The following is a 22544-nucleotide window of genomic DNA, read 5'->3' as shown; positions in this document are numbered from 1 at the left end:
AGAGGGTAGTGATGTGGCGATATCTGGACATGGTTGCCCTGGCGCTGGGCGGGGCGCTATGCGCGTGGCGGGTTTTGCGCTCCAGCGGACGCGGCATGCCGGTCGTCGCCAATTTGCCGGAGTGGTGGCGTCTGGCCTGGCCCGGGCTCGCGTGGACGGCGCCAGCGGTGGGGCGGTTTTGTCCGCGAGCCTGGCGGACACGCCTGGCCGCGATGGCCGCCCGGGCGGGGCTGCCTGCGACCGTGCACGGCGAGCACATCATGGCGCTGAGTCTGGCGGCCGCAATGGCGGGGACCGCGCTCGCGGGCCTGGCGATGTTGGGGTTGCGAGGCAGTGGCATGTTGGCCGGAGCGTCGCCGAGGGATTCAGGGGCCATTGGCTACTACATCGCGGGGGCCGTCGCCGGCGCGCTCATGGCGGGCGTGCAGCCGGCAATATGGCTCCGAGGCCGGATACGGGAACGCCAGCGCCGGATCGAACAGGGTTTGCCGTTCGTCCTCGAACTGATGGTCTTGTGCGTCGAGGCCGGCCTGAGCACGCATGGCGCCTTGCAAATGGCCGTCACGAACGGTCCCCGCGGGCCGTTGCGCGACGTCCTGGGCGAGGCGCTGGCGGACATGCGCGCCGGCGTGTCCCGGGCCGTTGCGCTGCAGGCCATGGCGGATCGCTGCGGCATTCCGCTGGTACGCCAGTGGACCGCGGCCCTGGCCCAGGCGGATGCACTCGGTATCAGCCTGGGGCCGGTATTGCGGGCGCAGAGCAGGCAATGCCGCAGCGAGCGCCAGTGGCGCGCCGAGCAACTGGCGCTGCAGGCGCCGGTGAAGATGCTGTTGCCGTTGATAGGCTGCATCTTTCCGTGCACGTTCATCGTGCTGGCGTTTCCCATCGCCGCGCGATTGCTGCAGGGGACCTGGTGAGCGCCCGCCTGCCGTGGCCCCGGGCACGGTTGCGGCTGCTGCGGGTCGGGAGCTGGCCAGGCCGGATGCGCGGATTGCTGGGGCGCCGGCCCCCGGGGCCGCGTTCAGGCCTGTTGCTGGCGCCTTGCCGGGCGGTGCATACCTTTGGCATGCGCCATCCCATCGACGTGGTGTTCGTGGCGCGCGATCGGCGGGTGGTGAAGGTGTGCAGGGCGCTGGCGCCCTGCCGGGTGGCGTTATGCCTGGGCGCCGTGGCCGTTGTCGAGATTCGGGCTGGGACTGTTGATGCCGAACACGGAGGTATACGACGGGTAGAAGCTGCAATAGAACACGCCTGCCGCGGCGATCGTGAAGGGAATCTGCAGCGTGCCGGCCAATTGTGGCGACAGGCCGAGGGCGACCAGCAGCCCGGAGCACAGGTCCAGGAACAGGGCGATCAGGACCCAGGTGGCGGCATAAACCAGGAAGGCCCACTTGTTGCGCCAGCAGGCGATGCCGGAAAAGAACAGCGCCTGCGTCAGTCGCAAGCCGTGCCAGGCGACCAGTACCGGCGCATACCAGAAAAGCGCCGCGATCACGATGTAGAGAATCGTGAAAACGATGAGCGGGGCGCGCAAGGCCATCAGGACGGGTTCCATGCTGTTTTCGATGGACGCGATGCGCATGCCTTCCGAAAAGGCGGCCGAGAACGGCAGGAAGGTGGCGAGCCCGGCCGCCAGGCTGACGGCCGCGTACAGCAGGCCCATCAGGAACAGCTTGCGGAACACTCCCGGCTGCTTGAGCGGCTTGGCCCACATCGAGGGCAGCATGACGCGGTCTGCCTCGACGTGTTTGCAGGCCGCCAGGCTCATCAGCGTGACCGACGGCATGAGGGCAATGAACAGGATCGGACCGACGATCTGCGCCGCGAAGGCAAAAATGACCAGGAGACTGTTGACCAGCGCCCAGGTGTACATGGCCAGGGGTTGCTTGCGGAACAGACGGAAGCCGTCTCGAACCCATTGCCAGCCGGAAGACGCGGGTAGGAATGCTGCTTGCATGGCTCTCTTGGGAAGTGATCTCTCAATAAGGGACGTGCTACCCCCAATTATGGGGGGCATAACGATTACGGCAATACCGGCAGGCCGGGGCGGTGGCGCTCTTGCAACACTCTTTCGAAATGGCGGGGGTCGTGCGGCTTGAGCGTCTGGGCCGGGCGCGGCAGGAAAAAGTCGTACAGGCGCGACAGCCAGAAGCGCAGGGCGGCGCCACGCAGCATCAGCGGCCATGCCTGGCGCTCGGCGTCCGTGAACGGGCGCACGCTGGCATAGGCATCGAGCCAGGATTCGACCAGTTCGGGGATAAATTCACCCGTATCGCGTTCGATGCACCAGTCGTTCACCCCGACCGCGACGTCGAACAGCCAGGTGTCGCAGCCGGCGAAGTAGAAGTCGATGATGCCGCCCATGAGCGGATCCTCGAAGGTGCCGGCAAACAGCACGTTGTCGCGGAATAGGTCGCAGTGCGCGGGACCGGCGGGCAGTGCCTGCCACGCGGGACTGGCGGCCGCGGCCTGTTGCGCGGCCAGCTCGGACTGCAGCAACTTCGCCTGGCCGGCTTCGAGGAATGGCAGAACCTTGGGTGCCGTCTCGGTCCACCAGGACAGGCCGCGCAGGTTGGGCTGCTGGATCGGGAAGTCCCGCGCCGCCAGGTGGGCACGGGCCAGGGTGGCCCCGGCCAGGGCGCAATGGGCGACGCCCGGGGCGGGTTCGTAGCCGCCGGGCAGGCGCGTGACGATCGCGCAGGGCTTGCCGTGCAGCGTGGTCAGGCGGGTGCCGTTGCGCAGCGTCTGCGGCTGCGGCACCGGAATGCCGCGGCTGGCCAGGTGGTACATCAGTTCGATATAGAACGGCAACTGGGCGTGCGTCAGCACTTCGAACAGCGTCAGCACGTATTCGCCGCGGCTGGTGTACAGGAAGTAATTGGTGTTCTCGATACCCGCCGTGATCCCCCGCAGCGAGACGAACTCACCCAGGTCGAAATGCCCCAGCAGGGCGCGTGCGTCGTCATCGGATACGGGGGTGAATACGGCCATTGATCTACGAGAAGAGGGGAGTTGGCGGACGTGTGCTACGGGCGCGGGCGCTCGCTTGCGCGCGGCGGCGGCGCAATTTTAGACCACATGGCCCGCGGGGGCGGCGCTATCGTCGGCCAGCTTGCCGGGCAGAATCCCGCCAAGCACCGTAAAATACCGCATCCCCTTGTTTTGACGAGTGATTCTTGGACTCCCCCGACTGGCGGCTTTGCGTCGCCCCGATGATCGATGTGACCGACCGGCATTGCCGCTATTTCCACCGGCTGCTGGCGCCGCGAGCGCGTCTGTACACCGAAATGATCACCACCGGCGCCTTGCTGTATGGCAACGTCGCGCGTCACCTGGACTTCGACGAGGCCGAGCATCCGGTCGCGTTGCAACTGGGCGGCAGCGAGCCTGACGCCCTGGCGCAGTCGGCCAAGTTGGGGCGGCAATGGGGCTACGATGAAATCAACCTGAACTGCGGCTGTCCTTCGGAACGGGTTCAGAAAGGCGCTTTCGGCGCCTGCCTGATGGCCGAGCCCGCCCTGGTCGCCGACTGCATCAAGGCGATGCAGGATGCGGTCGACATTCCGGTGACGGTCAAGCACCGCCTGGGGCTGGACTATGACGAGTCGTACGCCTTCGTGCGCGATTTCGTCGGCAAGATCTACGACACCGGCTGCCGGGTGTTCATCGCTCATGCGCGCAACGCCGTGCTCAAGGGGCTCTCGCCCAAGGACAATCGCGAGATTCCGCCGCTGCGCTACGACGTGGTGAGCCAGCTCAAGCGGGACTTCCCGGACTGCGTGTTCGTGCTGAACGGCGGGCTGGCCGATGCCGCGCAGTCGGTGCGCGCGGCCGCCGATTTCGACGGCGTGATGCTGGGCCGCGCGGCCTGGCACACGCCCCGGGTGTTGTCCGAAGTATCCCTGCAGTTGTGGCCGTCGGTGCGCCTGCCCAGCGATGCCCAGGTGGTCGACGCGATGATGGAATACGCCGCGCGCCAGGTGGCGCAGGGCGTGCCGCTACGGGTCATGACGCGGCCCATGCTGGGACTGGTGAATGGCCAGTCGGGCGCGCGGCGCTGGCGCCGCATGTTGTCGGATCCAGCGTTGCTGGCCGCGAACGATCCCGCGCTGATCTACGACGCCTGGCGCAGCCAGCGGCATGCTCCGCCGGAACGCGGCGCCGCGCTGGCGGCGGCGCCGGCGGGCGTCTGAACGCGCCTCCCTCCTGAATGCAACAACGCCCAGGCGGCCGCGAGGTCGCCTGGGCGTTGTCCATTGGACGATCGCCGCGGGCCGGCGATGACGCCGCCCGCCGGTGGCTCAGGACTGGGTCGACTCCGCGCTTTCGGCGGGCCAGTCGCGGATGTAGGCCTTGAGCATGTTGTTTTCGAACTGCTGGGCCGCCACGATGGCCTGGGCCATGTCGTAGAACGAAATCACGCCCATCAGCGTGGGGCCGTCCATGACCGGGATGTAGCGCGCGTGCTTTTCGAGCATCAGGCGCTGCACTTCGTCGGCGCTGGTGTTGGGCGATACGCTGACCGGCGCGTCGTCCATGATGGAACGGATGGTGGTTTCGCCCGCGCCGCCATGCGCGTGCATGTGGCGGATGATCTCGCGGAACGTCAGCATGCCGACCAGCGTGCCGAATTCCATGATGACGAGCGAGCCGATATCCTGCTCGCTCATGGTTTGCACGGCCTGGGACACGGGCATGTCCGGCGATGCCGTGTAAAGCGTGTCTCCCTTGACGCGCAGAATCTCGCTGACCTTCAACATCGGTTTCTCCTGGGCGGTGGTGCCCTGATTGCTATTTCTTGTTCGCTTCCAGCTGCAATACCGGGGCGACGCCATTTCCGGTATTTTGCGCTTCTCCGCAGACTTCTTCCAGCACGGGCGCATTTTCCCGGGAAATCACGGCTGCCGCGACCCGCAGGATTTCACCATCGTCGCGCACCCGCGGCTGGCCGCGATCGAGCAGGAAACGGTCTACCACCGGCGCCAGCGAGGTCTCGCGGGCGTCGCAGGTCAGCACCCAGAGATCGTCCGGGGTGCGTGTAACCAGGTTCATGTCACACAGCGTCTCCAGGACATCGTTCAGTTCGTCCTGGTGCAGTTTCAGTTTCGAGGCCAGTTGACCGGCCGGCAGGCCGGGGGGCGTGCGGGACTGGGCGCGGCGCAACACGCGCAGCACGTCCAGCGCATCGACGAAGGGGGCGCCGGCATAACGGTTGAATTCCCAGCGTCCCAGGCGGATCAGCGGCGCGCTGGCCGCCAGGGTGGCGCCCAGCAGCACCGCCAGCCAGGACAGATAGATCCACAACAGGAAGATCGGCAGCGTGGCGAACGCGCCGTAGATGACGGTATAGGTGGGAAACCGCGTCAGGTAGTAGGCGAAGGCCGACTTCATGACTTCCAGCGCGATCGCCGTGACGCAGCCGCCAATGAGGGCGTCGCGCCACAGCACCTGGCGGTTCGGCACCACCATGAACAGGGCGGCGAAGCCCAGGGCCGTCAGCACCAGCGGAATGAACGAGATGGCCACGCTGACGATTTCCGGCACGTCGCGCACCAGTCCCAGCGATTCGCGCGCCACGAACGAGGTGGCCCAGAGGCTGGCGCCGGCCACCACCGGCCCCAGCGTGATGACGGCCCAGTAGACCAGCGCCCGCTGCGGCAGCGGGCGCTGCCGGGTGACATGCCAGATGTCGTTGAAAGCCGTGTCGATCGTCATGATCAGCAGCAGCGAGGTCACCAGCAGGAACGCGCCGCCAATCGCGGTCAGGCGCGAGGCCTGGCGGGCGAACTGGTTCAGGTACTCCATGATGTTGTCCGAGACGGACGGCGGCATCAGGCTGTTGGCGAGGAAGTCCTCGAGCGCTACCCGGAACTCCTGGAACACCGGGAAGGCCGTGAACAGCGACAGCACCACGGCCAGCATCGGCACGATCGCCAGCACCGTGGTGAAGGTGAGGCTGGAGGCGACCTGCAGCAGCTTTTCCTCGTCGGCGCGCTGCGCGGTGAAGACAAAGGCACGCCCGACCCGCGCCGCCCACGATGCGCGCGGGGGCGGGGACTCGGGGGCCGCCGGCGAGGCGGCGGCAGGCTCGGCGGGGCGGTTCATCAGGCGATAATAGCAGCATGAACCCTGAACTCAACCCCCGCTTGCGCCTGGCGGCCTCGGTGTCGCTGTTCGCCCTGATCGTGCTGTGCGTCACCTGGGAAACGCTGGTGGCGCCGCTGCGCCCGGGCGGTTCCTGGATGCTGCTCAAGGCCTTGCCGCTGGTGCTGCCGCTGCGCGGCGTCGTGCGCGGCAACCTCTATACGTATCAGTGGGCCTCAATGCTGTCGCTGCTCTACCTGATGGAGGGCGTGGTGCGCGCCATGTCGGATCCGGCGCCGCTGTCGGTATTGATGGCGTGGGGCGAGATCCTGCTGTCGACGCTGTTCTTCGTCAGCGCCATTTTCTACGTGCGGCCGGCCAAGCGGGCCGCCAGGAGCCAACGCGCATGAGCGCCCATTCCCTGTCCGAACTGCAAGCCGTCAACTCGTTCGCGGCGCTGCCGGCCGCGTTCTATACGCGGCTGGAGCCGCAACCGCTGAACAATCCGCGGCTGCTGCATGCCAATGCCGAGGCCGCCGCGTTGATCGGGCTGGACCCGGCCGCGCTGCGGACGCCGGAATTCCTGCGGGTGTTTTCCGGGGCGCAGCCGCTGCCAGGCGGCGACACCCTGGCGGCGGTCTACAGCGGCCACCAGTTCGGCGTGTGGGCCGGACAGTTGGGCGATGGCCGCGCCCACCTGCTGGGCGAGGTGCGGGGGCCGGCGGGGGCTTGGGAATTGCAGCTCAAGGGCGCCGGCAAGACGCCGTATTCGCGGATGGGCGATGGCCGCGCGGTGCTGCGCTCGTCGGTGCGCGAATACCTCGCCAGCGAAGCGATGCACGGCCTGGGCATTCCGACCACCCGCGCACTGGCGCTGGTGGCCTCGGACGACCCGGTTTGGCGCGAAACCGTGGAAACGGCGGCCATCGTGACGCGCATGTCGCCCAGCTTCGTGCGATTCGGCTCGTTCGAGCACTGGTCTTCGCGCCGTCAGCCGGACCTGCTCAAGACGCTGGCCGACTATGTCATCGACCGCTACTACCCCGAATGCCGTGCCGTGCCCGCCGGCGAGGCGCCAAGCGACACCGCGCCCTACGTGCGCCTGCTGCGCGAGGTCACCCGCCGCACCGCGCTGCTGATGGCGGACTGGCAGGCCGTGGGGTTCTGCCATGGCGTCATGAACACCGACAACATGTCCATCCTGGGGCTGACCCTGGATTACGGCCCTTACGGTTTCATGGACGGCTTCCGGCTTGGCCATGTCTGCAACCATTCCGATTCCGAGGGCCGCTATTCCTGGAACCGCCAGCCGTCCGTGGCGCTGTGGAATCTCTACCGGCTGGGCGGCAGCCTGCATACGCTGGTGCAGGATGTCGACGCCCTGCGCGCGGTGCTGGACGAATTCGAGGGCGTGTTCACGCGCGCGTTTCATGACCGCATGGGCGCCAAGATGGGCCTGGCGGCCTGGCGCCCGGCGGATGAGCCGCTGCTGGACGACCTGCTCAAGCTGATGGACGCCAACCAGGCCGATTTCACGCTGGCCTGGCGGCGGCTGGCGGATGCTGTGTCTGGCAACCGCGCGCCATTCCAGGATCTGTTCATCGACCGCGAGGCGGCCGCGGGCTGGCTCGATCGCCTGCTGGCGCGCCACGCGCAGGACGGACGTCCGGCGACCGAGGTGGCCGAGGCCATGAATCGGGTCAACCCCCTATATGTATTGCGCAATCACCTGGCCGAGGAGGCGATCCGCGCCGCCAAGACGGGCGACGCGGGCGAAATCGAGACGCTGATGACGTTGCTGCGCGAGCCGTTCACGGCCCGCGCTGGCTACGAAAAGTACGCCAGCCTGCCGCCGGACTGGGCCAACGGCATCGAGGTCAGCTGTTCATCCTGATGTTCGCTGCGCGCGCGTATTGATGACAAAGCGGCCATTTTGAGGGCGTAAAACGCAGAAAATTGGCGCATTGAGACGAAAAATCGCGGTTTTTTTCTCTGCAAACATTCGTTTCCATTGTAAAAGTCGTAAGATTGTCGCCTGCGGGACACTCAGGATGGCATGCCTGTCACTGGGGCATTTGTCGACAATTTTCAATATAAAAGCACTCTGAATATGCCTGGCGCAGATGGTTTGCTGTGTATCGGCCTGCTTGAGGATGATGCGGACTTCCGGGAGGAGTTGGCGTTGGGCCTGGGCGGGTACGGTTTCCGTGTGGCGTTCGCCTGTGACAATGCCGCGGCGTTCTACCGTCGCTTGCAGGAGCAACCCTGCGATATCGTCATACTTGACGCCCATCTTCCTGGAGAGGACGGTTTTTCCGTCGCGACGCGCCTGCGCGCGTTGAGTCCGGTGGGGATCGTCATGCTGACGGGCCGCAGCGCGCTCGAGGATCGGGTGCGCGGCCTGGAAGGCGGCGCCGATGTCTACATGACCAAGCCCGTCGACCTGCTGGAGCTCAGTTCCGTCATCCGCAGCCTGGCGCGCCGCATGCGCCTGGCCAAGGCGCCGCGTCCGGCCGACGCCGAGACCCGCGCGGCGGCTGCCGACACCTCCTGGTCGCTGCAGGATGGCGGCTGGATCCTGGTGGCGCCGGACGGCGCATCGCTGCACCTGAGCGCCCAGGAACGGACCTTTCTCATGGCGTTGATGGATGCGGCCGGTTCGGCGGTCAGCCGACAGGCCCTGGCCGAGCTGTTCCTGCCGGACAGCCCGGGCGGGTTCGAGCTGCGGCGTATCGACGTGCTGGTGAGCCGGCTGCGCGCCAAGGCGCAGAGCGCCGGGCTGAAGCTGCCGGTGCTGTCGGTGCGCGGCCAGGGTTACGTGTTCGCGGCCTGAGCCTGCGCATCGGGCTCGGGAGGCCGGGCGGGCAGGGTGATGACGAAACGCGTCCCCACGCCCACTTCGCTGTGCATGACCAGCGAGCCGCCCTGGCTCTGGCAGATGCGTCGCGCCAGATACAGGCCGATGCCCATGCCCTGGGTTTCGCGATGGGCCGCGCGGCGAAAGCGCGGCTCGAAGATGCGGGCCTGTTCCTCCACGCCAATGCCGGGGCCGCGATCGGTCACGGCCACCCAGGCCATCGGCACGCCCTGCGCCTCGGTTTCGCCCGTCTCGATCCGGATCGGCTCACTGGCGGGCGAGTACTTGATGGCGTTGTGGATGAGGTTGCGCACCACCACGCTCGTCAGCGCGCGGTCGCAATAGACGGGCAGCGGCGCGCCGCCGGCCTGCAGCCGCAGCGCGTGGGCGGTATCGGGTTGCATGGCCGCGACGACGTCGCCCGCCAGCTCGGACATGTCGGTCTGCTCGCCGCGCGGAGTCCAGGCCTGTTCGCCGAGCCGGTCCTGGTTCAGCAATTGTTCCATCAGTTCCGTCATGCGGGTCACCGAGCGGTGGATCCGCGCCAGCCGGTTGTCGACGGCTTCACCGCTGCCCGACAGGATCATGTCCAGGGACTGCGCCGCCGCGCTGATGGTGGCTAGCGGGGCGCGCAGTTCGTGGGAGATCAGGGCGTTCATCTGCCGTTGGGCGTCCAGCGCGCCCGTCATTTCCACCAGCCGCAATTCGCCCTGGACCAACTGCTGGGCATCGTCCGTTTGCTGGCGGGCGGGATCCGCCTGCGTCCGCCGTTCCAGTCCCGCCAGCAGCAAGGCGGCCAGCGCCAGGAGCAGCCGCGCCAGCGGCATCACCGGCCCGCCGTCCGTCGACCCGGACCAGGCGTCGTGGGCCAGGATCCAGGCCGATGACAGATGTACCGCGCCCAGCGCCAGCGTCGCGGCGCGGCGCGGACAGGGGCGGGCGGCGACGGCCAGAAACCAGGCCGCCAGCACCACGCTGGCGGCGGCTCCGGCGCCGGCGATCAGGGTGGGCATCATGCCGTCATCGGAGTCATAGACGAAGATCAGCGCCAGCGCCGCCAGTCCGGTCAGCCCGATGCAAGTCCAGCGGCAGGCGGTGACCAGGCGCGCGGCGCCCGGCTGGCCCGCAGCGATGAGAGAAACGGACATGGCCAGCAACGCCGCGTACGAGCCCGCCTGCAGCGCGCCCGCCGGGAACAGTGTCGGTTGGGTGCGCAGGATGCCCTCGACCAGCGCGAAGGCCAGGCCGGCGCCGTAGATCGCGGCGCGGGTGTAGAGCCAGGCGATGGCGCTGGCTACGGCGCAGGCCAGCGCGATGCCGGCGGTAAGGCCGATCAGCAAATCGGCAGATGCGTGGCCGGGCGCGTCGGCCAGTGCCGCGCCGGGCCACAAGAGCAGGCCTGCCGGCCATACGGGCCACGCGGAGCGCGCTGCGCGCTGGGCGGCCGCGCGGTCAGCGCGGCATTGGCGCGAGCGCCAAAGGGTGCGAAGAAACAATCCTTCCGTCAACTAGGAACCCATTGTTGGTCAGGCGCGTGGTCGTTCGCGCGGGCGAAGTTTACGACAGCGCCGCGAATCGCGTGGACACCGATTTTCTCAAGCGTGGCGCGGGTGGCGTCGTCGGGAACGTCCTCAGCGTACACCGACATGCCGAGCGAGGCGGCGGTCGCCACGACGGTCGCGGCCAGGTGCTGGCTGCCCGGGCTGTGCAGAATGCCGGTAATGAAGCCGCCACACAGCTTGACGTACGAGAGGGGGTATTCGTGCAGGTGTTCCATCGCGCCGAATTGCCGTGACAGGCGCGACAGGCCGACACGGCCGCCGGCCGCGGTGACGATGCGGCACAGTTGGCGCATTTCGTCGCCCAATTCCACCAGCGCGCCCGCGTCCGTTTCGACGATCAGCCGCGGGGACAGGGCCGGCCGGTCCGCCAGCATGCGTTCCAGCCGCGACAGGAATGCGGCCTGCGCCAGCGAGGCGCGCGATACGTGCACCGTCAGCGCGGCGTCGTGGGTGTAGAGCCAGTCCAGGCCCAGGCGCACGGCCTGGATGTCGCATTCGGCCGATAGGCCCAGGCGCACCGCGGGCGGCATGAAGATCGCGGCCGGCACCGGATCGGCGCCGCGGCTATCGTGCAGCGTCAGGCTCGCTTCGTAATGCAGCACATCCCCGCGCACGTCCGTCAGCGCCTGCACCGTCAACGAGAAGCGGTGCTGTTCCAGAGCCGTGGAGAGCGCATCGTGCCAACTGTATTCGCCGATGCGGGTACTGTCGGGCGCCTGGCTGGCGGGGGCGATCTGGTCATCGTCGGCGCTCTCGGCGCACATCAGGGCGTGATCGAGCCTGGCCAGCGTGTCGCTGACGTTGTCGTCGGGCGTAAAGGCCGCCATCGCCAGCGCCCAGCGGCACCAGCCGTGCTTGTCCATGGGCACGCGCAAGGAGCGCAGTTCATGCCGGACCCGTTCGGCCAGCAGGCCGGCCTGGGGGGCGGACGTGCGCGGCATCAACAGGGCGAAGTCGGAACCGCCGATCCGCGCCAGCGTCATGGCGCCGCCGCCGTTGGCGTCCACCAGCCTGCGCAGCCGGTCGGCGGATGAGCGCAGCCACTGGTCTGTGAAGGCGCGCGACAGGTGCCGGTTGATCTGCGCCAGATCGCGTTGCCGGAACATCAGGATGTGGCCGCCGGTATCGGCCGCCTGGCCGGTCAGCGCCTGGCGGAAGTGGTCGATGAAATACTTGCGGTTTGGCAACCGGGTGACGGCGTCGCGCTGGATTTCGCTTTCGAGCGATTCGATGCGGGCGTTCTGTTCCTGCACCGTGGCGGCGGCCTTGCGCTGGGCATCGAGCAGCGCCTCGTCGATGCCGGCGGGCCCGCGCGGTTGCGGGTTATCCGCTTCGCCCCGCGCCAGTGGGCCGGCGCGGCCCAGGCCGTGCCGCCCGGTCTTCGCCTCGAGCCAGCGCATCAGGTTGGCGGCGAACAGTGTCCAGAACACGCCAGCGGCCAGGCTCAGGCCGATGACACGGACGCCGCCTTGCCACAGGGTGTCGCGCGCCGGCCGCGCGTCCGCCTGCACCGTGACCGTGCCCAGGCGCCGGCCATCCGGCCCCAGATAGGGGCGGGTGGCCGCGGGGGCGTCCATGGATAGCCAGGTGTCGCGCCAGTCGCGCGCAGCCCCCGCTTGCCCTTTCTGCGCGGGTTCGCGGCGTTCGGCCTCCGTGTCCCCGTTCTCACCGGAAATGCGCACCAGCGCATACATCCCGGCCCCGAACAGCTCGTCGGCCAACTGACGCTTGTCCTGCACGCCTCCCGGATCGTGCGACAGCGCCCAGGCCAGCGCGCTGGCGCCGGCCTGGCCCTGCTGGGCCAACTGGGTGTTGAGATAACGGTGGGCGGCCAGCATCCCCAGCGCCTGTGCGCCAAGCAGGATGAAGGCAGTCAGGAGAGCGGTGCAGAGGATCAGCCGGCGTAGTGTGGACATGGATTAGAGGTTCCCTTCGTGGCCCGCACCGTTGCCGGTGCCGTGCAATGCCGGCCTGCCAGTGAAAGGGGAGACGTCGGGCAGCGCAAGTGCCCTGACGGGAAAAATGCTGGATAAGAAACGTGACACACGTTACTAATACCTCAGTGTCGCCGCGCACGCTGTAATTCCGTATGTCACAGAACATACAGAATATTACGAAATCAACTGCGATATCAGACAACCTGTGCAATTATTTCGCTCGTGATAATTGCCCGGATGATAACTATTGAGACAGGCCGTATTAATTTTCGGGCTTCGGCTGTCGTAGTAAGGGCACGGCATGGCGCAAAGGACCGGCCAGCGACTGCTATCCAAGGACCGTCATGACCCCCAACGAGCAACCAGATCAGGGCAGGAATCGAAGGAAAGGGAGCGCGTTGCTCCTGAAGTGTGGCGTTTTTTTGCGAAAATAATGCATAATTTAAAAAATGTTACAGCCCTTGGGTTTCTTTCCGGACCACAACGCCAAGGGTTTCTAGATAGGGGGCTCCGTGCGTGAGAGTTACCTGCTCGCACTGTGCCTGACGCTCGTGGGCGCACTTGCAGCGATAAGTTTGTTTTTCGTCCGCCGGGAACGCGTCCTGCGCGGGCGATTGACGCGTGATGAATTGACCGGCGTCCTGAGCCAGCGGGAGCTGCATCGCCGCGCGCGCGCGTGGCTGGTCCAGTCGGAGCGGCAGGCTGGCCGGGGGGTGTTCGGCCCTGGCGGACCGGCGCAGGACCACCAGGACTCCCTGGGTATCGCGCGCGCCCGTTCGGGCTCGCGCGGCATTGGCGCGTTTTTCCTGGTCAGTTTTGACCAGTACGCCGAGATCAGCGCGATGCTGCGGGCCGGCGAAGACCAGGCCCTGCTGGTGATGGTGGCCGATCGGCTCAGCCTGTTGACCCGCGCGCTGGGCGGCATGGTGGCCCGCACGGGCACCGACACCTTCACCGTGTGCATTCCCGACGTCGATGAGGAGGGCGCGGCCCAGGTCTCGGCCAAGCTGCTCGAGGACCTTTCCGTGCCTTACGAGCTGGGTGGCCGCCCCCTGATCGCGGTGTTCCGCGTGGGGGCGGCGTTGTATCCGGACCACGGTCGCAGTGTCGAGGAATTACAACGTTGCGTGCAGGTGGCCATGGTGCCGCTCAAGGAGCGTGGCGGCCCCGGCTGGAACATGTTCGACTTCCGCATGCTGGCGCGTCAGCGTGACCAGCAGGGTCTGGAGAATGACCTGCGGCTGGCCTTGACGACTGCCTCGATGGACCAATTCGAGTTGTACTACCAGCCTGTCTGCGACAGCGGCACCGGGGTGGTGCAGGGCTGCGAGGCGTTGCTGCGCTGGCATCACCCCGAGCTGGGCAGCGTATCGCCGGCCGTGACCATCGAGCTGGCCGAACGCAGCGGGCTGATCGTGCCCCTGGGCGCCTGGATCCTGGAACGCGCCTGCTCACAGGCGGCGCTGTGGCCGGCGGCGTGGCGCGTGCACGTGAATCTGTCGGTCAAGCAGATGAACGAGGACGGCCTGGTGCAACTGGTCTCCGACGTGCTGGCCGCGACCAAGCTGGCGCCGCGCAAGCTGGTGCTGGAGATCACCGAATCGATCTTCATCCTGCACTACGAGCGCCACGTGAAGATCCTGAACACTCTGAGGGCCAAGGGCATCGGCGTGGCGCTGGACGATTTCGGCTGCGGCTATTCCAGCCTGAACCATCTGCGGCACCTGCCGATCGACTGGGTCAAGATCGACCGCAGCTTCATCTCCGCTCTCGAATCCGATGCCGGCAGCCGCGAGGTGGTGTCGGCGTTGTTCGGATTGTGCCAGGCGATGCACCTGCCGGTGGTCGCCGAAGGCGTCGAGACCGAAGGGCAGCGCGAGATCCTCAAGTCGCTGGGTTGCCGCGTGATGCAGGGTTTCCTGCTGGGACGTCCCGCGCCCGCCGCGGAAATTCAGGCTTTGGCGTCGGCGGTGTCATAATCGGGGTTGCTTGCAAACCCCACCTGTTGATTTCCTATGCCCGGCAATACCCTCGGTACCCTGTTCACCGTCACGAATTTTGGCGAATCCCACGGGCCGGCGATCGGTTGCGTCATCGATGGCTGCCCGCCCGGATTGCCGCTGGAAGCGGCCGACATCCAGCACGAACTGGACCGCCGCCGCCCCGGCACCTCGCGTCACGTCACCCAGCGCCAGGAAGCCGACCAGGTCGAGATCCTGTCCGGCGTGTTCGAGGGGCTGACCACGGGTACGCCCATCGGGCTGCTGATCCGCAACACCGATGCGCGCAGCAAGGACTATTCCAATATCACCGACACGTTCCGGCCGGGCCACGCCGACTACGCCTACTGGCGCAAGTTCGGCCTGCGCGATCCTCGCGGCGGCGGCCGTTCGTCCGCGCGGCTGACCGCGCCGACGGTGGCCGCGGGCGCCGTGGCCAAGAAGTGGCTGGCCGAGCAATACGGCGTGAAAGTGCGCGGCTACATGAGCCAACTGGGCCCGATCCCGATTCCCTTCGTCTCTTGGGACGAGGTGCCGAACAATCCCTTCTACGCGCCCAACGCCGACATCGTGCCGGAGCTCGAGGCCTACATGGACCAGTTGCGCCGCGACGGCGATTCGGTCGGCGCGCGTATCGAGGTGGTGGCCGAGAACCTGCCGGCCGGCTGGGGCGAGCCCATCTATGACCGCCTGGATGCCGACATCGCGCACGTGATGATGGGCCTGAATGCCGTCAAGGGCGTGTCGATCGGCGCCGGTTTCGACTGCATCGCGCAGCGCGGTTCCGAGCATGGCGACGAGATCACCCCCGACGGCTTCGTCACCAACCACGCCGGCGGCGTGCTGGGCGGCATATCGACGGGCCAGCCGGTGACGGTGTCGCTGGCCATCAAGCCCACGTCCAGCATCCGGGTCGAGCGCCGTTCCGTGAACCGCGCCAACGAGCCGGTGATGGTGCAGACGCTCGGTCGCCACGACCCCTGCGTCGGCATTCGCGCCACGCCAATCGCCGAGGCCATGCTGGCCCTGGTGCTGATCGACCACGCCCTGCGCCACCGCGGCCAGTGCGGCGATCAGGGTTGAGGCCTGCGCGCGTCCCGTTGTTCCTGACTGTTGGAGGCTGACATGAGCCGTAATCGCTATCCGTTGCGCCGCTTGGCGGCGGCGCTGTTCCTGGCTGCCCTGGCGGGCTGCACCGGGATGAACACCACCCAGTCGGGCGCCATCGGCGTCAACCGGACGCAGTACATGTCCAGCATGGTGCCGTCTCAGGCGCTGGAGCAGGAAGCGAACCAGCAGTACGCCGACATCCTCAAGCAGGCGCAGGCCAAGAACCTGCTGGACCGCGACGCTCAGCAGGTGGCGCGGGTGCGAGCGATCTCGCAGCGCCTGATCGCGCAGACCGGCGTTTTCCGCCCCGACGCGTCCGGCTGGAAATGGGAAGTGCACGTCCTGACCAGCGACGAGATCAACGCGTGGTGCATGCCGGGCGGCAAGATCGCCGTTTACACTGGCCTGATCAACAAGATCAGGCCGACGGATGATGAGCTGGCCGCGGTGCTGGGCCACGAGATTTCTCACGCGCTGCGCGAGCACGCGCGCGAGCGCGTCTCGCAGCAGATGGCCACCAACCTCGGGTTGCAGGTGTTGTCGATCGCCACCGGATCGAGCGCCGCCTCGGACCTGGGCGGCAAGCTCAGCGACGTGATGTTCACGTTGCCCAACAGCCGCACCCACGAAACCGAAGCCGACCGCATGGGCGTGGAACTGGCCGCTCGGGCCGGCTTCGATCCGCGCGCCGCGGTCACGCTGTGGCAGAAGATGGGGGCCGCGGACAACGGCAGCGCACCGCCCGAGATCCTCTCGACCCACCCGTCGGCCGCCTCGCGTATCACCGACCTGCAGGCGGCGGCGCAACAGGTGCTGCCGCTGTACGAGCAATCCAAGGGCCGCGCGTCGCGCTAGGCATTGGTTGCGCCCCGGGCGGCGTCCTGCCGTCTCGGGGACTCACCATGGTATTGCCAGTACTAGTATATTTGGTGTGATTGTACTAGGTTCAGAGGCTGGGCATAATGCCTCACATGCCGCAGCGGCCGGCGTGGATGCGAGGGATTCGCTCCATGCGAGGCACGAGCCGGATTGTCTATTTGCTGAGCGCATCCATGGCCCAAACCCTTTACGACAAACTCTGGGACGCCCACATCGTCCACCAGGAATCAGACGGCACCTGTCTGCTCTATATCGACCGCCACCTGCTGCACGAAGTGACCAGCCCGCAGGCGTTCGAGGGCCTGGCCATGGCCGGGCGCAAGCCGTGGCGCAACGGCGCCAACCTGGCGGTGGCCGACCACAACGTGCCCACGATGAACCGCGCCCAGGGCATCGACGATCCGATCTCGCGCCTGCAGGTCGACACGCTCGACGCCAACTGCGACAAGTACGGCATCACCGAATTCCGCATGAACGACCTGCGCCAGGGCATCGTCCACGTCATCGGGCCGGAGCAGGGCGCCACCCTGCCGGGCATGACCGTGGTCTGTGGCGACTCGCACACCAGCACGCACGGCGCGCTGGGCGCGCTGGCGTTCGGCATCGGCACCTCCGAAGTCGAACACGTGCTGGCCACGCAGACGCTGCTCATGAAGAAAGCCAAGAGCATGCTGATCAAGGTCGAAGGCGAGCTGCCGTTCGGCTGTACGGCCAAGGACGTCGTCCTGCACATCATCGGCATCATCGGCACCGCCGGCGGCACCGGCCACGCCATCGAGTTCGCCGGCAGCACCATCCGCGCGCTGTCGGTGGAAGGCCGCATGACGGTCTGCAACATGGCCATCGAAGCCGGCGCCCGCTCCGGCATGGTCGCCGTCGACGACAAGACCATCGAATACTTCCGCGGCCGTCCGTTCGCGCCGTCGGGCGTGCTGTGGGATCACGCCGTGGCCTACTGGCGCACGCTGCACACCGACGAAGGCGCCAGGTTCGACACCGTGGTCAACGTCAACGCCCGCGACATCAAGCCGCAGGTCACCTGGGGCACCTCGCCCGAAATGGTGCTGCCGGTCGATTCGCGCGTGCCGGACCCCGACCGCGAAAAAGACGACGTGCGCCGCAGCGGCATGGAGCGCGCGCTGGAATACATGGGCCTCAAGCCCAACACGCCGCTGACAGACATCCGCGTGGACCGCGTCTTCATCGGCTCCTGCACCAACTCGCGCATCGAGGACCTGCGCGCCGCCGCCGTCGTGGCGCGCGGCAAGCGCGTGGCCTCCAACGTGCGCCAGGCCATGGTGGTGCCGGGCTCCGGCCTGGTCAAGCAGCAGGCCGAACGCGAAGGCCTGGACAAGATCTTCATCGAGGCGGGCTTCGAATGGCGCGAGCCGGGCTGCTCGATGTGCCTGGCCATGAACGCCGACCGGCTCGAGCCGGGCGAGCGCTGCGCCTCGACCTCGAACCGCAACTTCGAAGGCCGCCAGGGCCAGGGTGGCCGCACCCACCTGGTCAGCCCGGCGATGGCCGCCGCCGCCGCCGTGGCCGGCCATTTCGTCGACGTCCGCACGTTCCGTTAAGCGCCCACCGAGTACCGACATCATGCAAGCATTCACCACTCACGAAGGCCTGGTGGCTCCGCTCGACCGCGAAAACGTCGACACGGACCTCATCATCCCCAAGCAGTTCCTCAAGTCCATCAAGCGCACCGGCTTCGGCCCGAACCTGTTCGACGAGCTGCGCTACCTGGACCACGGCGAGCCGGGCATGGACAACAGCAAGCGTCCGCTCAACCCCGATTTCGTGCTGAACCAGCAGCGCTACCAGGGCGCCTCGGTGCTGCTGGCGCGCAAGAACTTCGGCTGCGGCTCGAGCCGCGAGCACGCGCCCTGGGCGCTGACGCAGTTCGGCTTTCGCGCCATCATCGCGCCGTCGTACGCCGACATCTTCTTCAACAACAGCTTCAAGAACGGCCTGCTGCCGATCGTGCTGTCCGAGCTCGAAGTGGCGCGCCTGTTCGACGAAGTGAAGGCCTTCCCGGGCTACAAGCTCAACATCGACCTGGATCGCCAGGTGGTGGTGGCGGCCGACGGCCGCGCCATGAAGTTCGACATCGAGCCGTTCCGCAAGTACTGCCTGCTGAACGGTTTCGACGACATCGGCCTGACCCTGCGCCATTCGGACAAGATCCGCGCCTTCGAGGCCGAGCGCCTGGCCCGTCATCCCTGGCTGGAAAGCCGTCCGATCGCCTGATCCGACTCATCCCATCGACCATAGGATCGTTTTTTCCATGACTCACAACATCGCAGTCCTGCCGGGCGACGGCATCGGCCCCGAAATCGTCGAGCAGGCCGTGCGCGTCCTGAAGGCGCTGGACGTGCCGTTCGACATCAAGCAGGCCGCCGTCGGCGGCGCGGCGTTCGACGAGTTCGAGCACCCGCTGCCCCCGGCCACGCTGAAGCTGGCCAAGGAATCGCACGCCGTGCTGTTCGGCGCCGTCGGCGACTGGAAGTACGACAGCCTGCCGCGCGAATTCCGCCCCGAGCAGGCCATCCTGGGCCTGCGCAAGGCGCTCGGCCTGTTCGCCAACCTGCGTCCCGCCATCCTGTATCCCGAGCTGGCAAGCGCTTCGTCGCTCAAGCCCGAGATCGTGTCCGGGCTGGACATCCTGATCATCCGCGAACTGACCGGCGACATCTATTTCGGCACGCCGCGCGGCGTGCGCTCGTCGCCGGATGGCGCCTTCAGCGGCGAACGCGAAGGCTACGACACGATGCGCTACGCTGAATCGGAAGTGCGCCGCATCGCCCGCATCGGCTTCGAATCCGCCAAGAAGCGCAACAAGAAGCTGTGCAGCGTGGACAAGGCCAACGTGCTCGAGACCTCGCAGTTCTGGCGCGACATCGTCATCGAAGTGGCGCGCGAGTATCCGGACGTCGAGCTGTCGCACATGTACGTCGACAACGCCGCCATGCAACTGGTGCGCAACCCGCGCCAGTTCGACGTGATCGTCACCGGCAACCTGTTCGGCGACATCCTGTCGGACGAGGCCGCCATGCTGACCGGCTCCATCGGCATGCTGCCGTCGGCCTCGCTGAATGCCGGCGGCCAGGGCCTGTACGAGCCCAGCCACGGCTCGGCCCCGGACATCGCCGGGCAGGGCATCGCCAATCCGCTGGCGACCATCCTGTCAGCCGCCATGCTGCTGCGCTACTCGCTGAACCTGGCGCCGCAGGCCGACCGTATCGAAGCCGCCGTGCGCCGCGTGCTGGCCGATGGCCTGCGCACCGCCGACATCTTCGAACCCGGCACCACCAAAGTCAGCACCTCGGGCATGGGCGACGCCGTCCTCAAAGCCCTGGCCTGATGCCTGCAAGGGACGCGCCCTTGCGGCGCGGTCCCGATTCCAGGGGCCGCCCGCGGGGCGGCCCTTTTTTCATGCCGGTGTTGCCGCCGCGCCGCGAAAGCGGGTTGGCTTTCATTGTGGCCCCGTTTTTTCAAGCTGCGCCGCAACATCCCTGCGTGCATTCTGATAAATTGTTGGATTCCTGCACGTTTTTTCACCACACCTTGTCCCCACCTTTAAAGAGCGATTGAAATGAATCAAGCAGTAGGCCTTGTCGGCTGGCGCGGTATGGTCGGCTCGGTGCTCATGCAACGCATGCGCGACGAGAACGACTTCGCACTGATCGAACCGGTGTTTTTCTCCACCAGCAACGCTGGCGGCGCCGCCCCCACTTGGGCGACTGGCGCGGGCCCGCTGCAAGACGCCTACAACATCGACGCTCTGAAAAAACTGCCGATCATCGTGACGGCGCAAGGCGGCGACTACACCTCCGAGGTCTACCCGAAGCTGCGCGGCGCGGGCTGGAATGGCATCTGGATCGACGCCGCCAGCACGCTGCGCATGGCCGATGACGCCATCATCGTGCTGGACCCGGTCAACCGTCCCGTGATCGACGCGGCGCTCAAGCGCGGCGTGCGCAACTTCATCGGCGGCAATTGCACGGTCAGTTGCATGCTGATGGGCCTGGCCGGCCTGTTCAACAACGACCTGGTCGAGTGGATGACCACCATGACCTACCAGGCCGCCTCCGGCGGCGGCGCGCAGCACATGCGCGAGCTGCTGACCCAGTTCGGCGAGCTGAACCACGCCGTCAAGCCGCTGCTGGACGATCCGGCCTCGGCCATCCTGGAAATCGACCGCGGCATCCTGGCCAAGCAGAAGGACGCGGCGCTGCCCCACGAGCACTTCGGCGTGCCGCTGGGCGGCAGCCTGATCCCGTGGATCGACAAGGACCTGGGCAACGGCATGTCCAAGGAAGAGTGGAAGGGCGAGGTCGAGACCAACAAGATCCTCGGCCGCGGCGCCGCCTTCGGCACCGCCGCCACCCCGATCGACGGCCTGTGCGTGCGCATCGGCGCGATGCGCTGCCACAGCCAGGCGCTGACCATCAAGCTCAAGCGCGACCTGCCGCTGGACGAGATCGAAGCGCTGATCGCCCAAGGCACGCAGTGGGCCAAGGTGATCCCCAACACCAAGGAAGAAACCATCCGCGAGCTGACCCCGGTCGCGGTCACGGGCACGCTGGACATTCCGGTGGGCCGCCTGCGCAAGATGTCGATGGGCCCGCAATACCTGAGCGCCTTCACCGTCGGCGACCAGTTGCTATGGGGCGCCGCCGAGCCGCTGCGCCGCATGCTGCGCATCGCGCTGGCCGAAGCCTGAGGCCTGGCGGGCGGCGCATGCCGTCCTGCCCCGTAGGCCGCTTCGACAAAGGCACCCGCGGGTGCCTTTGTCGTTTGCAGCGTATCGGACCGGGCGCCAATGTGCCCGCCAGCCAACGCCGATGCGCCTTTCAGGTTTGTGAAACGCGCTCGATCCATTACACTTTTCCGGTGAATTGAGGCTTGTTCTCACGTAATGGCGACGAACAGGTCCCGCCCGAAAATCGACGATAAGAACGGAATTCCAGCTTATGACCCAGCGTTCGCGCCAAGTGAAGCATGCCCGCCGTTTGAAGGCCCTCCAGTGGGCGATCGCGCTGGCGATCGGCGCGGGCGCTTGCAGTCCGGCGTTGGCGATGCGGGTGGGGCATTCGCGGGTGGTGTCGGCGCCGGGCACGCCGTTGCAGGCGCTGGTCGGGCTGCAGGAACTGACGCCCGACGAGGTGTCGTCGCTGCGGGTGTCGGTGGCCGACGAGGCCGCCTGGCAACGCGCCGGCCTGAAGCCACCGGCGCCGCTGGCCAGTCTGGTGGTGCGGGTCGAGGATGGCCTGGACCCGACCCGCAAGAACCTGCGGGTGCGGTCGACGCAGGCGCCGGCCGGCGGCGCGGTCGACCTGCTGCTCGACATCAGTTCCAGTTCGGGCCAGCGGCAGGTGCAGGTCAGCATCCTGGTGCCGCTGCGCGGCGCGGGCGCCGACGTCACGCCGGCCGCCGTGGGCACGCCGGGCCGGGCGGGTGGCGCGGCGGGGGCGGTCAACGTCAAGTCGGGCGATACGCTGTTCGCCATCGCCCAGCGCAATGCGGTGCCGAACGCCTCGATCTACCAGATGCTGGTGGCGCTGTGGCGCGCCAATCCCGACGCCTTCATCCAGAACAACATGAATCTGGTGCGCGCGGGTCAGAAACTGGTGATCCCCGATGCGGCCACGGTCCGCGCGGTGGATCCGGCCGAAGCGCGCCGCATCTTCAATGAACATGCCGAGGCGTTCGCCCGCTACCGCGCGCGCATCGGCGCGGCGGCCGGCGCCAATCCGTCGGTGGTCAAGGGGCAGGACGCGGCGTCCGGCACGGTGACCAAGCCCGGCGACACCGGCGTGGCGAGCGCCTCGCCGCCGCAGGACCGGGTGCGCCTGTCCTCGGGCCAGGCGCAGGATGGCGCGGCGGCGCAGGCCGATGCGCAGGCGGATCAGCGCACGTCCAACCAGCGCGCCATGGCGGATGCCGAGGGGCGCGTGAATCAGTTGCAGAGCAACGTCGATGAATTGAACAAGGCCGTGGGCGGGCAGGGCGCGTCCGGGTCGGGCGGCGGCGCCTCTGGCGCTGCCGGGGCATCGGGCCCCACGGGGGCGACCGGCGCTGCTGGGGCCACGGGCGCGGCCGGAGCGGCTGG

General features: G+C 67.4%; 20 protein-coding genes and 1 pseudogene. 14 read left to right on the top strand and 7 right to left on the bottom strand.

Annotated features, from left to right (window positions below):
- The first annotated feature begins 11 nt into the window (after window positions 1–11).
- A complete protein-coding gene (locus HV783_RS10240; RefSeq protein ID WP_054503900.1) occupies window positions 12–917 on the top strand; it encodes a type II secretion system F family protein in 906 nt (301 codons plus the stop codon).
- A gap of 65 nt (window positions 918–982) precedes the next feature.
- Window positions 983–1147, top strand: a pseudogene (locus tag HV783_RS29445) (DUF192 domain-containing protein); the annotation flags it as partial.
- A gap of 6 nt (window positions 1148–1153) precedes the next feature.
- Here HV783_RS29445 and HV783_RS29440 read toward each other — a convergent pair.
- Both HV783_RS29440 and HV783_RS10230 read right to left on the bottom strand, forming a co-directional pair.
- A complete protein-coding gene (locus tag HV783_RS29440) occupies window positions 1154–1957 on the bottom strand; it encodes a BPSS1780 family membrane protein (protein WP_054503899.1) in 804 nt (267 codons plus the stop codon).
- Between the two features lie 65 nt (window positions 1958–2022).
- Window positions 2023–2991, bottom strand: coding sequence for a homoserine kinase (locus HV783_RS10230; RefSeq protein WP_054503898.1), 969 nt, complete (start codon window positions 2989–2991; stop codon window positions 2023–2025).
- 185 nt (window positions 2992–3176) lie between these two features.
- Between HV783_RS10230 and dusA the strand changes: the two genes are divergently transcribed.
- Window positions 3177–4193 (top strand): tRNA dihydrouridine(20/20a) synthase DusA, encoded by a 1017-nt coding sequence (dusA, locus tag HV783_RS10225; RefSeq protein WP_081273381.1) that lies wholly within the window; start codon window positions 3177–3179, stop codon window positions 4191–4193.
- 108 nt (window positions 4194–4301) lie between these two features.
- On the opposite strand, the gene HV783_RS10220 is transcribed toward dusA, so the two are convergent.
- Both HV783_RS10220 and HV783_RS10215 read right to left on the bottom strand, forming a co-directional pair.
- Window positions 4302–4760, bottom strand: a complete 459-nt coding sequence (locus HV783_RS10220) for a CBS domain-containing protein (RefSeq protein ID WP_006387928.1) — start codon at window positions 4758–4760, stop codon at window positions 4302–4304.
- Between the two features lie 31 nt (window positions 4761–4791).
- A complete protein-coding gene (locus HV783_RS10215) occupies window positions 4792–6105 on the bottom strand; it encodes a YihY family inner membrane protein (protein ID WP_054503896.1) in 1314 nt (437 codons plus the stop codon).
- Between the two features lie 17 nt (window positions 6106–6122).
- Here HV783_RS10215 and HV783_RS10210 point away from each other — a divergent pair, with 17 nt between their 5' ends.
- Together HV783_RS10210 and HV783_RS10205 are read left to right on the top strand one after the other, a co-directional pair.
- Window positions 6123–6494: a DUF2069 domain-containing protein gene (locus HV783_RS10210; RefSeq protein ID WP_054503895.1), complete on the top strand. Its 372-nt coding sequence runs from the start codon at window positions 6123–6125 to the stop codon at window positions 6492–6494.
- Window positions 6491–7978 carry a protein adenylyltransferase SelO gene (locus HV783_RS10205; protein ID WP_064523260.1) on the top strand — a complete coding sequence of 496 codons (1488 nt, stop codon included), beginning with the start codon at window positions 6491–6493 and terminating at the stop codon, window positions 7976–7978. The genes HV783_RS10210 and HV783_RS10205 overlap by 4 nt, the downstream gene beginning before the upstream one ends.
- Here the strand turns inward: HV783_RS10205 and HV783_RS29435 are convergent.
- Window positions 7970–8377, bottom strand: a complete 408-nt coding sequence (locus HV783_RS29435) for a hypothetical protein (RefSeq protein ID WP_240317403.1) — start codon at window positions 8375–8377, stop codon at window positions 7970–7972. The genes HV783_RS10205 and HV783_RS29435 overlap by 9 nt on opposite strands.
- Between HV783_RS29435 and HV783_RS10200 the strand changes: the two genes are divergently transcribed.
- Window positions 8261–8917: a response regulator transcription factor gene (locus tag HV783_RS10200; RefSeq protein WP_240317399.1), complete on the top strand. Its 657-nt coding sequence runs from the start codon at window positions 8261–8263 to the stop codon at window positions 8915–8917. The two genes, HV783_RS29435 and HV783_RS10200, sit on opposite strands and share 117 nt — an antisense overlap.
- Here the strand turns inward: HV783_RS10200 and HV783_RS10195 are convergent.
- A complete protein-coding gene (locus HV783_RS10195; protein WP_244976914.1) occupies window positions 8899–10281 on the bottom strand; it encodes a sensor histidine kinase in 1383 nt (460 codons plus the stop codon). The genes HV783_RS10200 and HV783_RS10195 overlap by 19 nt on opposite strands.
- Window positions 10282–10445: 164 nt before the next feature.
- Window positions 10446–12419: a bifunctional diguanylate cyclase/phosphodiesterase gene (locus HV783_RS10190; protein ID WP_254603861.1), complete on the bottom strand. Its 1974-nt coding sequence runs from the start codon at window positions 12417–12419 to the stop codon at window positions 10446–10448.
- A gap of 590 nt (window positions 12420–13009) precedes the next feature.
- Between HV783_RS10190 and HV783_RS10185 the strand changes: the two genes are divergently transcribed.
- From HV783_RS10185 to HV783_RS10150, 8 genes are all read left to right on the top strand, one after another.
- Window positions 13010–14419 carry a putative bifunctional diguanylate cyclase/phosphodiesterase gene (locus HV783_RS10185; RefSeq protein WP_421420109.1) on the top strand — a complete coding sequence of 470 codons (1410 nt, stop codon included), beginning with the start codon at window positions 13010–13012 and terminating at the stop codon, window positions 14417–14419.
- A gap of 36 nt (window positions 14420–14455) precedes the next feature.
- Entirely contained in the window at window positions 14456–15523 is a 1068-nt protein-coding gene (aroC, locus tag HV783_RS10180) for a chorismate synthase (RefSeq protein WP_054503889.1), read from the top strand.
- A gap of 42 nt (window positions 15524–15565) precedes the next feature.
- Window positions 15566–16405, top strand: coding sequence for a M48 family metallopeptidase (locus HV783_RS10175; protein ID WP_144655226.1), 840 nt, complete (start codon window positions 15566–15568; stop codon window positions 16403–16405).
- A 197-nt stretch (window positions 16406–16602) separates the two neighbouring features.
- Window positions 16603–18006, top strand: a complete 1404-nt coding sequence (gene leuC / locus HV783_RS10170) for a 3-isopropylmalate dehydratase large subunit (protein ID WP_054503887.1) — start codon at window positions 16603–16605, stop codon at window positions 18004–18006.
- Between the two features lie 22 nt (window positions 18007–18028).
- A complete protein-coding gene (leuD, locus tag HV783_RS10165; protein ID WP_054417925.1) occupies window positions 18029–18679 on the top strand; it encodes a 3-isopropylmalate dehydratase small subunit in 651 nt (216 codons plus the stop codon).
- Between the two features lie 37 nt (window positions 18680–18716).
- Entirely contained in the window at window positions 18717–19793 is a 1077-nt protein-coding gene (gene leuB, locus HV783_RS10160; RefSeq protein ID WP_144655225.1) for a 3-isopropylmalate dehydrogenase, read from the top strand.
- Between the two features lie 231 nt (window positions 19794–20024).
- On the top strand, window positions 20025–21155 hold the full coding sequence (gene asd / locus HV783_RS10155) for an aspartate-semialdehyde dehydrogenase (protein WP_049075090.1): 1131 nt from the start codon (window positions 20025–20027) through the stop codon (window positions 21153–21155).
- Window positions 21156–21405: 250 nt separating this feature from the next.
- A partial coding sequence (locus HV783_RS10150) for a type IV pilus assembly protein FimV (protein ID WP_175189074.1) occupies window positions 21406–22544 on the top strand: 1139 nt, incomplete at its 3' end.

The organism is Achromobacter dolens (assembly GCF_902859745.1).
GTDB lineage: Bacteria > Pseudomonadota > Gammaproteobacteria > Burkholderiales > Burkholderiaceae_B > Achromobacter > Achromobacter dolens.
The sequence above is the reverse complement of the archived record's forward strand: the minus strand, read 5'-3'. Positions and strand labels throughout refer to the sequence as shown.